The sequence below is a fragment of the Sorangium sp. So ce406 genome (assembly GCF_051474675.1).
Classification (GTDB): Bacteria; Myxococcota_A; Polyangia; order Polyangiales; family Polyangiaceae; genus Sorangium; species Sorangium cellulosum_G.
Genome location: NZ_CP150340.1, coordinates 10,283,091 through 10,297,926, shown reverse-complemented (window position 1 = coordinate 10,297,926; position 14,836 = coordinate 10,283,091). Strand labels below are relative to the sequence as shown.

Annotated in this window: 11 protein-coding genes; 4 read left to right on the top strand and 7 right to left on the bottom strand. The window is 71.1% G+C overall.

The features are described 5' to 3' along the window. Nucleotides 1-52: 52 nt before the first annotated feature. On the bottom strand, nucleotides 53-976 hold the full coding sequence (locus WME96_RS38610; RefSeq protein WP_437286561.1) for a DMT family transporter: 924 nt from the start codon (nucleotides 974-976) through the stop codon (nucleotides 53-55). Nucleotides 977-1,153: 177 nt separating this feature from the next. On the opposite strand from WME96_RS38610, the gene WME96_RS38605 reads away from it, so the two are divergent. Beyond that, on the top strand, nucleotides 1,154-2,566 hold the full coding sequence (locus WME96_RS38605) for a hypothetical protein (protein ID WP_437286560.1): 1,413 nt from the start codon (nucleotides 1,154-1,156) through the stop codon (nucleotides 2,564-2,566). A 48-nt stretch (nucleotides 2,567-2,614) separates the two neighbouring features. Here WME96_RS38605 and WME96_RS38600 read toward each other — a convergent pair whose 3' ends face one another. Then, nucleotides 2,615-3,205 (bottom strand): peroxiredoxin, encoded by a 591-nt coding sequence (locus WME96_RS38600; RefSeq protein WP_437286559.1) that lies wholly within the window; start codon nucleotides 3,203-3,205, stop codon nucleotides 2,615-2,617. Nucleotides 3,206-3,632: 427 nt separating this feature from the next. On the opposite strand from WME96_RS38600, the gene ypfJ reads away from it, so the two are divergent. The 3 genes from ypfJ (at nucleotide 3,633) to WME96_RS38585 (ending at nucleotide 10,275) form a co-directional block, all read left to right on the top strand. Continuing rightward, on the top strand, nucleotides 3,633-4,469 hold the full coding sequence (gene ypfJ / locus WME96_RS38595) for a KPN_02809 family neutral zinc metallopeptidase (RefSeq protein WP_437286558.1): 837 nt from the start codon (nucleotides 3,633-3,635) through the stop codon (nucleotides 4,467-4,469). 288 nt (nucleotides 4,470-4,757) lie between these two features. After that, nucleotides 4,758-9,407: a capsule biosynthesis protein CapB gene (locus WME96_RS38590; protein WP_437286557.1), complete on the top strand. Its 4,650-nt coding sequence runs from the start codon at nucleotides 4,758-4,760 to the stop codon at nucleotides 9,405-9,407. Between the two features lie 280 nt (nucleotides 9,408-9,687). Next, entirely contained in the window at nucleotides 9,688-10,275 is a 588-nt protein-coding gene (locus WME96_RS38585; protein ID WP_437286556.1) for a Uma2 family endonuclease, read from the top strand. A gap of 36 nt (nucleotides 10,276-10,311) precedes the next feature. On the opposite strand, the gene WME96_RS38580 is transcribed toward WME96_RS38585, so the two are convergent. From WME96_RS38580 to WME96_RS38560, 5 genes are all read right to left on the bottom strand, one after another. Beyond that, entirely contained in the window at nucleotides 10,312-11,124 is an 813-nt protein-coding gene (locus tag WME96_RS38580) for a hypothetical protein (protein ID WP_437286555.1), read from the bottom strand. A 144-nt stretch (nucleotides 11,125-11,268) separates the two neighbouring features. Further along, nucleotides 11,269-12,009: a 2OG-Fe(II) oxygenase gene (locus tag WME96_RS38575; protein ID WP_437286554.1), complete on the bottom strand. Its 741-nt coding sequence runs from the start codon at nucleotides 12,007-12,009 to the stop codon at nucleotides 11,269-11,271. Further along, nucleotides 12,006-13,049, bottom strand: a complete 1,044-nt coding sequence (gene ada, locus WME96_RS38570) for a bifunctional DNA-binding transcriptional regulator/O6-methylguanine-DNA methyltransferase Ada (protein ID WP_437292398.1) — start codon at nucleotides 13,047-13,049, stop codon at nucleotides 12,006-12,008. The genes WME96_RS38575 and ada overlap by 4 nt, the downstream gene beginning before the upstream one ends. A gap of 373 nt (nucleotides 13,050-13,422) precedes the next feature. Continuing rightward, entirely contained in the window at nucleotides 13,423-13,785 is a 363-nt protein-coding gene (locus tag WME96_RS38565; RefSeq protein ID WP_437286553.1) for a GFA family protein, read from the bottom strand. Between the two features lie 229 nt (nucleotides 13,786-14,014). Beyond that, nucleotides 14,015-14,782 carry an SDR family NAD(P)-dependent oxidoreductase gene (locus WME96_RS38560; RefSeq protein ID WP_437286552.1) on the bottom strand — a complete coding sequence of 256 codons (768 nt, stop codon included), beginning with the start codon at nucleotides 14,780-14,782 and terminating at the stop codon, nucleotides 14,015-14,017. Between the last annotated feature and the right edge of the window lie 54 nt (nucleotides 14,783-14,836).

Sequence of the window (14,836 nt, the reverse complement as noted above, 5' to 3'; positions counted from 1 at the left end):
GGCCGACTCGCCTCGATCTGCGCCGTGGCCTCGCGAGGCGAGGTGCAGGAATTCAGGTCGTCGCCGGCTTGTGGGTGGCGAAGAAGAGGCCCGGTAATACCAGCGCCGCGCCGAGCCAGTGGTAGAGGGCAAACGCCTCGCCGAGGAGCAGCCAGGCCATCACGGCGGTATAGACCGGCGACAGGTAGAGCAGCAGCCCGGTGCGGCCGGGGCCGAGATGCTGGGTGATATAGCCGTAGGTCGCGTAGGCGCCGACGCCCGGCACGAGGACCAGCGTCAGCACGGCCGCGATGGTGCGTAGATCGAAATCCGGCGGACCGCGGCTGGCCAGCTCCCAGCCGAGCGCCGGCAGCAGCAGGATCACCCCGGCGAGCGCGATCGCGGTGAGCCGCGCCGTGACCCCCAGCGGATCGGGCCAGCGCTTCAGCAGCACGGTGTACAGCGCCCAGGAGATCGCGGCGGCGAGGATGATCAGGTCTCCGGCGCTGAAGTCGAGCGCCAGCAGCGCCGCCGGGTCGCCGCGCAGCACGATGATCAGCACGCCGGTCAGCGCCAGCGCGGCGCCCAGGCCCTGGCGCCGGCTGAGCCGGTCGCCGAACATGGCCCGTGACAGCAGGATGATGATCACCGGCGAGACGGCGTAAATCAGGCCGATGTTGGTGGCCGTGGTGCTGGCGGCGCCCAGATAGACGCCGGCGCCGCAGATGCCCATGCCGAGCAGCCCGAGCAGGGCATATCGGGCCCAGTCGCGGCGCAGCGCGGCGCGGGCGCGCCACAGCTCGCGACCGCAGAAGGGCAGCAGCACCAGCACGACGCCCAGCCAGCGCAGCGCCGCCAGCGCCACCGGCGGGATGAAATCGGCCGTGGCGCGCGCCAGCACCATGTTGGCTGTGAACAGCGCCGGGGTGACGAACAGCAGGACGTGGGCGATGCGCTGGTCGCGGGGCTCGGCGGACCGGACAGGGGAAGATGCCACTGGCGGCGGAGACTAGGCAAGAACCGCTGCCATGGCCAGCGCTCGATCGTGACGTCACCGGGCCGCGAGCGCACGCCGTGCGCCGCTTCCACGAGGTCAAAGCACGTATCCGGATGTGGCCGAACCAACGGACACGTACCTTGACCCCCACCGGGGTCCGATCTATGCCGAAGGACCATGTCCAAGCGAAAGATCTTGCTCTTCGAGCTGAACGAGGTTCCGCTGCGGATCGTGAAGCAGTTCTGCGGAGCAGCGCCGGGCTCGGCGCTCGCGAAGAACCTGCATCGAATGCGGCAGATCCGGACGCAGGCCCCCGACTCGATCTTGAGCCCGTGGATCACGTGGCCGACGTTGCACCGAGGGGTCGACGACGCGCTCCACGGACTGAGGTTCTTCGGTCAAGATCTCACCGAGGTGGACGCGAAGTATCCGCCGATCTGGCGCATCCTCGCGGCTCACGGAATCAAGACGGGAGTGTTCGGGTCGCTACACAGCTATCCGATGCCGGAGGACGTCCGCTCCTACGCGTTCTACATGCCCGACACCTTCGCGCCCACGCCCGAGGCCCACCCGGACATCCTGGGGGTATTTCAGGATTTCAACCTGACGATGGCGCGCAAGTCGGCGCGGAACGTGTCGCGCGACGTGCCGGGCAAGGGTGCCTTCCAGCTGCTGCGCGCGATGCCTGGCCTCGGCATCCGCGTCTCGACCCTGGCGGACATCTCCAGGCAGCTCGTCTCGGAGCAAGTCCACGACTGGCAGCGCATCAGGCGCCGGACGTACCAGAGCGTCCTGGGCTTCGACGTCTTCATGAAGCAGATGGAGGACGCGCGCCCTGACTTCGCCACATTCTTCACCAACCATGTCGCCTCCGCGATGCACCGGTACTGGGCAGCGGCCTTCCCCGGGGACTTCACGGAGCTCCAGTACGACTGGAGCTGGGTAGGGAGGTATCGTCACGAGATCGAATTTGCGATGTCGAAATTCGATGGCTTCCTCTCGCGCGTGATCGCGTTCGTCGAGGCCAACCCTGACTACGTGCTCTGGATCGCCTCCAGCATGGGTCAGGGCGCGGCTTCGGGTCAGCCGATCAAGACGCAGCTCTACGTCACCGACCTCGCCAGGTTCATGGCCTGCTCCGGGCTCGGCAGCGACGACTGGTCCGAGCGCCCGGCCATGGCGCCCCGCACCTCCGTCTTCGTGCAGGAGGCGAAGCGCGAGGCGTTCCGGGCGACGCTGTCGAGCTTCAAGGTGAACGGCGCGGCGGTCGAGTGGGAAGAGCGGAACAACGGTTTCTTCGCCATCGCCATGGGCCAGGTGAACCTGGACCCCTCAGCGCGTGTCGAGATCAACGGCCAGTCGCGCTCGCTCTCGGAGGCCGGCCTGAGCAACGTGGAAATCGAGGATCAGGCAGGCTCCACGGCGTACCATGTGCCGGAAGGCATGTTGCTCGTCTTCGATCCTCGGGAGGCTCCGCCCCAGGCCGCGCCCGATCTCACCCTGGACACGCGGCAGATCGCCCCCACCTTGCTGCATCACTTCGGGGTCCCCGTGCCGTCGTACATGCGGGATCCGGCTCCTCTGGCCTGAACGCGGCGGCCTCCGCCGGTCGCGCGCCCCGGTCGCCGGGCCCGGCGCTCAGCTCTTCGCCGCGGCGAGGATCGCCGCGGTGTGCTCCTTGGGATCGACCTCGAGCCACACCTGCTTGATCTTGCCGTCCTTGCCGATGAGGAAGGACTGGCGCGTGGCGAAGTCGTTGCGCAGCGGCACGTGGAACGCCCTGGAGACCGCGCCGTCGGCGTCGACGACGAGCGGGAAGGGGAGCTCGTATTTCTCGATGAAGGCCTGGTGGCTCTGCGCGTCCTGGGTCGAGACGCCGTAGACCTCGAGCCCCGCGGCCTGGAGGTCGGCCCAGCCGTCGCGCAGGCCCTTGGCCTGGACGGTGCAGCCCGGCGTGTCGTCCTTGGGGTAGAAATAGACGAGCACCTGCTTGCCTTGCAGGCTCGAGAGCGACACTTCCCTGCCGTCGTGGAGCGTGAGCTTCACGTCGGGCGCGGCGTCGCCGGGCTTGAGCGGAGCGGCCTGGGAAGTCTCGGAGGCGCCTGTCTGGGCGGGCTTGTCGGCGGCAACGTCGGAAGGAGCGCCGGCGGGCTCGTTGCAGCCGGCGAGGAGGCCCAGCGCGGCGAGCGCAGCGCCGAGCGGGGAGGCGAGGTGCGTTCGGCTCTTCATGGCGCGCATGGTCCCACCGGCCTCCGGAGACCGCAAGCGATCCAGGCGAACACCGCACGGCGGACTCTGCCGCTGCCGAGGTGACAGCGCCACGCTGACATCACAGGTCGATCCAGGCGCGCTGCTGCCGTGTTGCCCAGGCTTCTGCCTGGTTCGTTATGAAGAAGAATTTGAACCACAGAGGCACAGAGGGCACAGAGGACAGAGAATTTTCTCTCTCTCTCTCTCTCTCTCTCTCTCTCTCTCTCATGAACCAGGGAGGAGCCTGGGCCGCCCGATGTCAACGGCCACGGAGCACGACAGGTCGATAGCCTCGTTGGTTCAGGACCGTTCGGTCCTACCTGCCGCCTCTCGGACGGTGCAAAACGTCCCGACCGAAAGCTAAGGCGCCACCTGACGCGTGGTCCACGCTATACATGCGGTTGCCATGCGATGGACACCCGGGAAACGCAGTGCGAACCTCCAAGACCTCCGCGGCGTCTCCGGCGGAGCGAAGATGGGCGTCGGCGGGACGGTGATCCTGCTCGTGCTCTCGCTCGTCTTCGGAAAGGATCTCCTCAACTCGGGGCTCGGCCAGGTCGTCAGCCCCCCCGGCGCGCAGACCGAGCGCGCGAGCTCGCCCGAAGAGGAGCGGCTCGTCGACTTCGTGTCCTTCGTCCTCGATGACACCGAGGCGGTGTGGAAGCAGGCGTTCAGCCGCGATGGGCAGACGTACCCGGCCCCCAAGCTCACGGTGTTCACCGACTCCGTGAGGTCGGGCTGCGGCGTCGGCGAGGCGGCGATGGGCCCGTTCTACTGCCCGGCGGACCGGACGGCGTACATCGACCTCGGCTTCTACCGCGAGCTCAAGGCGCGGTTCGGCGCGCCCGGCGACTTCGCCCAGGCGTACGTGCTCGCCCACGAGATCGGCCACCACGTGCAGAACGTGCTCGGGATCGAGCGCCGCGTGCGCCAGCAGCAGAGCGCGCGGCCGGGCGATCGAAACGCCCTCTCCGTGCGGATGGAGCTCCAGGCGGATTGCTTCGCCGGCGTGTGGGCCCACTCCACGGCGAAGCGCGACCTGCTCGAGACCGGCGACGTCGAGGAGGCGCTCCAGGCCGCGTCCGCGATCGGCGACGACCGGCTGCAGAAGAGCGCGACCGGCAGGGTCAACCCGGAGACGTGGACGCACGGCTCGTCCGCGCAGCGGGTCACCTGGTTCAAGCGCGGCATGCAGGGCGGCCGCGTCGAGGACTGCGACACGTTCGCGGAGGGCTCGCCCTGACGGCGACGCGCGCGCCCGAGACGGCCTGATCTGCCCGCGCGCGCATCGCCAGGTCGGCTCCGTCGCGGCGCGTGTGTTCAAGACGACCACGTAGAAGACCCGTCGACGTGCGCGACGCCGCCCTTCCGTCCGCCCCTCGTTCGAGGAGCGCAGCCGCGTGAAGAGCGGCTCGCGACAGCTCCGGCCGACGGTGTACCCTGCTCGCCCGCCGATGCTCTCGCTGTACGGTGTCCTTCGCTCCCCGCCGCAAGGCCGTCCCCTTCGCGATCGTCGTCGCGCGGAGGCGCCGTGAGCGCGCGCCTGCCGACCGACGGCTGGACCGCCGCGCCGCGGTCGATGGCGGAGGTCATCGAGGACAGCCTCCCGCAGATCGAGGTGCGCCTGCGCCCGCGCGCCATCGCCACGGTCGTCGCGCGCGTCACCGCCGATCTCGGCGACGAGGAGCACCCGCCGCCGGCGCTCCTCGCCGCGCTGGCCCGGTGCGCCGACGGCGCGGCCGCCGAGGTCGACAGGCTGCGCAGCGCCGAGTCCGCGCTCGTGGTCGCCTATCAATCGGCCGCGACACCCGCCGAGCGGCGCGAGCTCCTCGCCAGGCAGCTCCGCGTCTGGGCGCGCGAGCGCAAGAAGGGCGGCCTCTCGCTGCTCGGCTGGGCCACCGGGCGCGTCGAGCAGGCCGGCGATCTGTCGGCGCTCGGCCGCAACCTCGACCTCGAGGCCGCCCAGGAGCGCTTCGCCACGGCCATCGCCGATCGCCTCGACGAGATCGAGGTCGCCTACCACGCGCTCACCCACCTCGCGCAGCACCTCGACGACCCGGCCGACGCGCTGCACGTCGTCCGCGACGGCGGCGTCCTCCGGCTCGCGATCGCGCACGCCGAGCCGAGCCGCCCCCCGCCCGTCCGCCGCGCCGCGATGCTCGCCGCCGTCGCCCTCCTGCACCGCATCCCGGCGCGCGAGCGGCTCGGCCACCTCGGGCTCGACGCCGCCCGCTCCGTGCTGGCTTGGTCGCGCGGCGTGGGCGCGTCCCGCTGGGTGCAGATCGCCGCGCTCGAGATCGGCGTCCTGCTCTTCCCGGACGAGGCGTACTCGCTGCTCGCCGAGCGCATCCGCGCGCGCGATCGCGCGGACAAGGACGGCCCCATCCTGCGCCGCAACGCCCTGCGCCTCCTCGGCGCGGCCGCGCGCCCCTCGGCCCCGGTGATCCCGCTCGACGGCGCGCGCGGGGGGCGCCGCGCCGGCGCAGCCGAGGACGCGTCCCGCTGGAACGGCGCGCAGGCTGGCCACGGCGGCAAGCCGGGCGCTGCCGCCGCGGAGGCCCCCGCGCGCGCGGGCAGCAGCAGCGGCGACCACGAGATCCCCGAGGGCGCCGACGTCCCCGAGAGCTCCGACGAGCCCGCGCCCGACTCGGCGCCCCGGCTCAGCGCGGTGCCCGCGGTCAGCGCGCCCCCGGCCCGCGCGCCCGCGAGCGCGGACCCGCTGCAGATCGCGCTCATCGCCCGCGACGACCCGAGCGAGCACGTCCGCCAGGAGCTCGTGCGCCAGCTCGTCGCGCTCGGCAGCGCCGAGGCCCTCACGGCGCTCGTCGAGATCGCCGAGGGCGACGGGTCGCCGCGCGTCCGCGGCTACGCGATGCGGGAGCTCTCCCGCCACGCGACCGAGCACGCGGAGGCCGCCCCGTTCGCCGAGCGCGCCGTCCGCCACGCCCTCGTGAACCCCGGCCCGCCGCTCGCGTCCCGCGCGGCGCTCGAGGGGGTCCGCACGCTCTGCGCCGGGCCGTACGCCCCGCTGCCGCCGACGACGTTCGTCGACCTGCTCGCCGAGTTCGCGAGCCGCCCGGCGATCGCGCCGGATCTCTCCGACGAGGCGGCCGCGGCGCTCCGGCTGCTCGAGGTCGAGAGCCGCCCGGTCGCCGAGCACATCCGCCAGACGCTCGTCGCGGCGGCCTCGGAGCTGCTCGAGGGCGAGAGCGCGCCGGTCGAGATCCCGAAGGACGCCGAGCCGCGGGACATCGAGCGCGCCCTCGCGGTCGCCTCCCGCGGGGACATGACGTACACGCTGCGGCGCCGGGGCCGGGGCCGGTACGTGCTCACGCGCGGCGAGCCGCGCGGCTTCCGCCTCTGGCGGCTCGTGCACGAGCTGCGCACGCCGATGCCGGACAAGCGCAAGGGGTGGATCCACACGAGCGGCCGCCTGTTCGCCGGCGAGCTCGTCGCGCCGCCGGTCGGCATGGCGGAGGTCACGCCCACGCGCGTGCCGGGCGAGCGCCACGTCTACCCGCCGGTCGGCGGCTGGGGGCCGTTCGTGCCCCGCATCGACGACCTGCTCGCCGCCGCGAGCCTGACCCAGCGCGAGATCCGCCTGATCACGGCGCGCGGCACGGTCACGGTGCGCGCGCCGGCGAAGCTCGCGCACCGGCTGCGCGCCCGCGCCCTGCTCACGCTGCGCTACGACCGCTACGCGCAGGCGCGCATGCGCGCGCTCGTGGCGCAGGAGCCGGCCGAGCAGAAGAAATTCACGCTGATGACCGGCGAGCTCGGCTTCACGGTCTCGTTCGGCGACGCCGGCGGCGACGTCGGCGGGCGCCCGTACGCGATCGAGCCGCACCTGCCGAGCAAGTACCTCGCCGTCGCGCTGCCCTCGGCGCTCCAGATCGGCCGCGACTGGCTCGCCGGCCCGTCGGTGCCCGTCTGGATCGACAGCTTCTTCTCGTACCTCGTCTCGCCGGCGGGCAACGTCCCGACGCAGCTCGCGTGGATCGTGTTCCTCGTCCTCTCGTACATGGTGCTGCGCGCCGCGTGGATCATGACGCAGATCGAGCGCGCGCGGCGGGGCATCCCGCTCACGATCGGCGGCTGGGGGACGCGGGGCAAGAGCGGCTCGGAGCGGCTCAAGGCCGCGCTCTTCCACGCGCTCCGCTACGACGTCGTGGTGAAGACGACCGGCTGCGAGGCGATGTTCATCCACGCCATGCGCGACCTGCCGGCGCAGGAGATCTTCATCTACCGCCCGTACGACAAGGCGACGATCTGGGAGCAGCGGAACATCCTCGCCGCCGGGAGGAACCTCCGCGCGCAGGTGTTCCTCTGGGAGTGCATGGCGCTCCAGCCGCTGTTCGTCGACACGCTCTGCTCCGAGTGGATGCGCGACGAGATCACGACGCTGACGAACGCCTACCCGGATCACGAGGACATCCAGGGCCCCGGGGGCGAGGACGTGGCGCGGGTGATCGCGCGGTTCATGCCGACGGACGGGCTGTCCTTCACGACGGAGGAGCAGATGCTCCCGCTGCTGAAGGACCAGGCGCAGCGCAAGGGGACGAACCTCGTGGCGATCCCGCCGATCGACGCGGATCTCTTGCCGGTCGATCTCCTGGACCGGCTCCCCTACCAGGAGCACCCGCGCAACGTGGCGCTGGTGCTGGCGCTCGCGGACCATTTCGGCGTCGATCGCGAGTTCGCGCTGGTCGAGATCGCCGATCACGTGATCCTCGATCTCGGCGTCTTGAAGACGTATCCCACGGTGCAGTACCGGGGGAGGAAGCTGACGTTCTCGAACGGGATGAGCGCGAACGAGCGCGCCGGGTTCATGTCGAACTGGACGCGGCTCGCGTTCGACAAGCACGACATGGACGCGACGCCCGGCAAGGCGACGGTGATGGTGGTGAACAACCGCGCCGACCGGGTCGCGCGGTCGCGCGTGTTCGCGCAGATCGTCGTGGAGGACATCGGGGTCGATCACGTGGTGCTGATCAACTCGAACCTCGGCGGGATGATGCAGTTCATCACGGAGGGGCTCGACGCGCGGCTGCGCGACATGGTGATCACGGGCGACGGGGGCAAGGAGCGCGCGCTGGAGCGCTTCGACGAGCAGATGAAGAAGGTGGGCGTCCCGGCGCGCGCGGGCGCGTTCGAGGACGATCTCACCCGGATGCTGCGCGCGCTGCCGTCGATCGACGAGGCGGCGGCGGCGGCGATCGTGGGCGGCCCCGACGTGGCGGGGAAGAAGGCCGAGCCCGAGGCGATCGAGGCGGCGGTGAAGAAGGCGCTGGAGGCGCACGCGCCGCCGGCGGGGGAGGACGACATCCGCCCGGACATCGTCCACCACGCGGCGCGGCTGTCGCGGCGGCTGGCCCGGCGCGACAAGGCGCGGGCCGAGGTGGAGGCGGCGCTGTCGCGGGGCGCGGACGCCGAGGCGAACCAGGCGTTCCGCGCGGCGTTCCGCGAGCTGTTCCTCGAGCGGATCGCGGTCTTGTGGAACGCGGACGCGAAGGGCGACAAGGTGATCGACTTCATCACGCGCGAGATCCCGCCGGGGTTCGACGCGCGGCTGATGGGGTCGCAGAACATCAAGGGGACGGGGCTCGACTTCGTGTACCGGTGGCTCTCGATGGACCGGGTGCGGACGGCGATCGAGCGGATGCAGAGCAACCCGTCGGCGCGGCGCGAGGTGCTGACGTTCTTCCTGTCGTACTCGGACTTCGGCTTGATCGACCTGCGCGAGGCGCTCGCGGCGGTGCGCGCGGCCAAGGAGCAGGGCGGCGCCGAGTGGGCGGAGCACGCGAACCTGATCGACGGGGCGATCCGCAGGCTGGAGGCGCTCGACAAGGAGAAGACGGCGGCGCTCGTGGTGACGGGCAAGACGGGGTTCGGGACGAAGGTGCTCCTGCGGATCGAGCAGTTCGTGGATCACATGGACTCGGTGCGCCGGACGCGGTGGGCGAAGATCGTGATGGACGACCTGTTCGCGATGCGCATCGGCCACGGGCAGGCGGCGCTGCTGCTGCGGGAGATCGTGGGGCGGCAGAAGGGCGGATGGCTGGCGAAGGATCTCGCCAAGTGGGTCGAGAAGCGCCGCGCGTGGCTGGAGAGCCGGCGAAAGAAGAAGAAGGCCGAGGCGGCCGCGCCGCCGCCGGGGGCGGCGCCGGCGGAGCAGGGGTGAGCGGGCGGCGGGCGAGGGCGGGGCGCGCCGGGGCGCCGAGGCGGGGGCGGAGCCGGTTCGTGCTATCCTCGAGGCCGTGATGGCCGGTGCTGCCGTTGCCCTCGACAGTTCAGTCCGCCTCGGCGAGGACCTGGACGCGCTGTGGGGCGAGCTCGATCGGCTCGGGGAAGAGGAGCCGGCGGAGTAGCGGCCGGCGTGGTGCGGGGCGAAGCGGAGGGCCGCGCCGGAGCGGCGGGCAGGCGCCTCGCGCCCGGCGTGCGGATGCCGTAGGCTGTCCGCGATGGGACAGGCTGCCGCACGCACCGGGCTCTCTCCTGCGGAGTACCTCGCGTACGAGCGGGCCTCCGAGCAGAAGCACGAGTACGCGAACGGCGAGATCTTCGCGATGTCGGGCTGCACCCGGGAGCACAGCCTCCTCGCGGGGAACATCCAGCGTGAGCTCGGCAATGCGCTGCTCGAGCGTGCCTGCGAGGTTCACACCTCCGACATGCGCGTCAAGATCACGTCCACGGGGCGCTATGTGTATCCCGACGCGTCTGTCGTCTGCGGCGATCCCGTGTTCGAGGATGCGGAGGTCGACACGCTCCTCAACCCCAACGTGATTGTCGAGGTGCTCTCGGATTCGTCGGAGGCCTACGATCGCGGCGACAAGTTCGCGCAGTACCGGAGCGTTCCCTCGATCATGGAGTACGTGTTGGTCTCCCCGAAGGAGGTGCGCCTCGAGCACTTCCAGCGGCAGCCGGACGGCCGGTGGCTGCTCTCGATCCTGGGCTCTGGCATGCAGCTTGAACTCGAGTCGATCGGCGTTGTCATCGACGTCGATCGCGTCTACCGCAAGGTGCCGCTCGCGCCCGCTGCGAACGAATGAGCTGAGCGGCTCCGGGCGCGATTCACCAGGCGCCCGTCACGGCGCCGGCCGGCAGTACTCGTCCTGCGAGGTGACGGACTCCACGACGACGATCGTGTCTTTCCTGACCACGAACTCGCTCTCACCGACCTCGTTGCCCTCGGGGCTCCAGTCGTACGTGTAGCCCAGGCGCGTCCACGGGTAGCCATTCTCGCCATAGGACGTCGCTTTCAGAGCGTCGACCCAGTCCACGTGCTCTTGCGGCGTATCGGCCGGGAAATCGAGCTCGGCGACCGAGTCGTCGATCTCCAGATCCGGGCTCGGGCGGAACATCGACTCGGCCGGTACCCAGAGCTGAACGATCCGGTCCTTGCCGTTGTCCGGCGGCAGGCCGAGCCGCTGCTCCAGGCGCAGCGAGAGCGCGGCTCCTTCGAGCCCGCTCGCGCGGCAGAACGCCTGGAGCTCGGGCGCCGGCGTGAGCCAGACCTCGACGCCGAGCGTCGTCTCCTCGCCCACCAGCTCGTCATAGCCCGGGTAGGACGTCCAGGTGACCATCAGCACACGATCGTCGGCGTCACGGAGGAGAGCGCTGTTCTGGTCGTCGATCGCCGCCAGGGTGTCCACGCGTTCGCTCTCCTCGGCGACCTCGGCGTCGGCGACGGCCGCCTGGTACAGCGCGAGCAAGCCTGGCTCTCCGCCTGCGCCGCCGCCCCCGTCTGCGCCGCCGCTGCCGCCTGCGCCGCCACCCCCGTCTGCGCCGCCGCCGCCGCTGCCGCCCGCGCCGCCGCTGCCGCCTGCGTCATCCCCGCCGCAGGCGGCGAGCAACACGCACGCGCAAGCCCCCACCAGCAGAACGTATTGGCTCCTCATTCCTTCGATGCCTCCCGTCTGTCCCGTCGGCTCCGCGAGCGCCGATCGGCGACCAGCCGTCGCAGGCTACAGCAACGAGGTCCCCGTACGTGGCCTCATGGCATGCGCGGCGCGGCGATCGCCTCGGTCGCGCCGCGCGCGCCCTCACGTCGCGTCATGAAAGATGATACCCAGCGTGTGACGGCGCCCCGATCGCACGCGGCTGACCCCATGCCGCATGTTGACCCGGTACACCCCGCGCGCGCCCTGCACCGGCCGGTGACGGACGGCGAACACCGCCGCATCGCCCTGGCGCAGCGGCACCACCATCGGTCGAGACTGCATCCGCGGGCGCTGCTCCGTCATCACGAATTCACCGCCCGTGAAGTCGCGCTCGGGCTCGGACAGGAGGATCGCGACCTGGAGCGGAAACACATGTTCGCCGTAGAGGTCCTGGTGCAGGCAGTTGTAGTCGCCCTCTCCGTACTGCAGCAGCAGCGGTGTCGGCTGGACCTGACCCGCGGCATGGCAGCGCTCGACGAAGCGCGCGTGCTCCTCCGGGTACTGCACCTCGAGACCCATGGCCTCGCTCCACCGGTTGGCGATGGGCACGAGGCGCGGGTAAACGCTGGTGCGCAGGGCCGCGACGAGCCCGGGCAACGGGCGCGCGAAGTACCTGTACTCCCCGCGCCCGAACCCGTGACGGCTCATCACCACCCGGCTGCGAAAGAGCTCGTCGCGCGCGTACAGCGCGGCGATCTCGCCGCACTCGGCCCGGGTGATGAGCCCCTCGACCACCGCGCAGCCCTGCGCGTCCAGCTCCTGCGACACGCGCGCCCAGTCGACCGACGCCACCCGCTCCTCGACGCCTGTCGCGGTGGGGGCGACCTCGCCACGCGCGCTCACGCGCTCGCCTCCCGATCGAGCAGCGCGCGCTTGCGCTCGACCCCCCACCGATAGCCCGACAGGTCGCCGTCGTTCCGCACGACGCGGTGGCAGGGGATCGCCACCGCCAGCGCGTTCGCCGCGCACGCCTTCGCCACGGCCCTGGCCGCCCCCGGCGCGCCGATGGCGCTGGCGATCTCCGCGTAGCTCGCGGTCGCGCCCGCCGGGATGTTCCGCAACGCCTGCCAGACGCGCTGCTGGAACGCCGTGCCGCGGACGTCGAGCGGCAGCTCCACGCCGACGCGGGGGCTCTCCACGAGCCCCACCACCTTCGCGACGAGCTGCTCGAACGCGGCGTCGCCGCCGATCAGGCGCGCCCGCGGGAACCGGCGCTCCAGATCGTGCGCCAGCTCGTCCGGATCGTCGCCCAGCAGGATGGCGCACACGCCCCGCGCGGTGGCGGCGACAAGGATCGACCCCAGCGAGCACTCCCCGATCGCGAACCGGACATCCATGTTCGCGCCGCCGGCGCGGTACCTCGTGGGCGTCATGCCCAGCACCTGGTTCGCCTCCTCGTAGAAGCGCCCGCCCGAGCCGTACCCGGCCGCGTAGATCGCCTCCGTCACGGTGCCGTTCTTGCCGAGCTCGGCCCTCACCCGCCTGGCGCGGTGCGCCGCCGCGTACGCCTTCGGCGTCACCCCGGTCACGGCCTTGAAGAGGCGATGGGTGTGGAAGACGCTCAGTCCAGCGTGGCGCGCCAGCTCCTCGAGGCTCGGCACCTCGGCGCTGCGCTCGATGAGCCGGCACAGCTCGGCCACCTGGGCCGCCTGACGCTCGGCCAGGGGCGGCTGGTCCGGCTTGCAGCGCATGCACGGCCGGAACCCCGCGCGCTCGGCGGCGGCCGCGCTCGGATGGAACCCGACGTTCTCGGGCCTCGCAGGGCGCGCGCCGCAGGAAGGGCGGCAGTAGACGCCCGTCGTCTTGACCGAGTAGAAGAACTTGCCATCGGCGCTCGCGTCGCGCGCCACCACGGCCGCCCAGCGCGGGTCGCTCTCCACCACGGCGGCGCGCGAGGGGGCCTTCTTCGACGTGTCGTCTGCTGGCTGCCGGTGATTCTTGCGGTTCACACGACGACCTTAACCCCCGCTGGGAAGCCCGGCACTCCGGGTCTTGCTCTCGAATTCGTCCATGCGGCCGGTCGCCGGGCCCGGCCGGGCGTCGCTCATGGTCACCTCGGGCTCGGGGCTACCTGGACAAGCGTCGCCTGCGCGCGCCCTGCGAAGGCCCTCGACTACGGGCGACCTGAAACGGGCGGTCGGGACGTCGAGGGCCGTCGCCAGGCTGGACCGGCGCGAGGCGCTTCTCCCGCGCGCTCATCGCGTGTGTCGGCGGGCGCGTCGAGACGGCGCTCGCCGCGGCGCTCGCGGCCGCGGTTCACATGCTCTTGCCGTCGAACTTCATGGTCTTGAGCCCGTCGAGATCGACATCGTCCAGGCAGCGGACGTTGATGGCGCACATCTCTTTCCCGTCGGGCCCCGTCCCCCGCGCGAACGACTGGATGCCGCACGCCGAGCAGAACAGGTGATGAATGGTCTTCTGGTTGAACTGGTAGTCGGTGAGGGAGTCTCCACCCTGCTTGAGCGTGAACTGGTCCACCGGCGCGAAGGCCAGCATCACGCCCAGCTTCGAGCAGCGCGAGCAGTTGCACACGCCGACCGGAGCGCTCAGGTCCACCTTCACCTCGTAACGAACCTTCCCGCAGTGACAGCCACCCGTATACGTCTTGAGCTCGGTCATGCGCGCATGGTGCCACAGGGCGCCGGCCGCGTACCGCAAAAACACGATGCCATGCGCCCCGCGCAGGCCCCGGGGGCGCCCGCTCGGTGCATCGCGGCGGCAGGCCGGTGGGGCCCGGCGCATTGCCTCCCGTCGAGGATTCTTCTCTGTGTCAGGTCTAGCCCGCCGACCCCGCGTTCGTGCAGCGCGATCGGCGGGACCGGCGGCGCGCCACCTGATGCGCCCGCTGTTATTGCTCCTCGTAGTCCCAGGTCAGCCCGCCATCGACGAAGTACGTCGAGCCCGTCACGTAATCGGCGTCTGCCGAGGCGAGGAACGTGGCGAGCCCGGCCACGTCTTCCGGCTTGCCCAGGCGGCCGAGCGGGATCTGCCCGAGCAGCGCGTTCAGCTTGTCGCGGTCCTTGAGCAAGTCGGCGTTGATCTCCGTCTCGATCGCGCCCGGCGCGATCGCATTCACGGTGATCCCGGTGCCGCGCAGCTCCACGGCCAGCGTGCGGGTGAGCATGCGCACGCCGCCCTTGCTGGCGCAGTACGCGGCGAAGTTGGGGAACGGCAGATCCTCGTGCACGGAGCTGATGTTGATGATCTTGCCGGGGCGCCCGGTCTCGCGCAGGTGCCGGACCATCGCCTGGCTCCCGAAGAACACCGCCTTGAGGTTGGTGTTCACCACCTGATCGTAGTCCTCCTCGGTCACCTCCCAGAACGGCGCCCGCTTCTCCATCCCCGCGTTGTTGACCAGCACGTCGAGCCGGCCGAAGTGCGCGACCGCGTCCTTGATCATCGCCTGCACGCTCTGGACGGAGGCGACATCGACGGAGATCAGATGACCTCGCCGGCCGGCGGCCTCGACCTCGGCCAGGGCCTCCTCGGCGCCCTCTTTGCTCTTGTGGTACGTGATCCCCACGTCCGCCCCCTCGCGGGCGAAGCGGACGGCGATGCTGCGGCCGATCCCTCGGCTGCTGCCTGTGACGAGCGCGATCTTGCCTTGCAATCTCATGGTGGCCTCTCGTCTCTGCTCTAGCACACCCGCTCCGATCGCAAGATCGAGGTG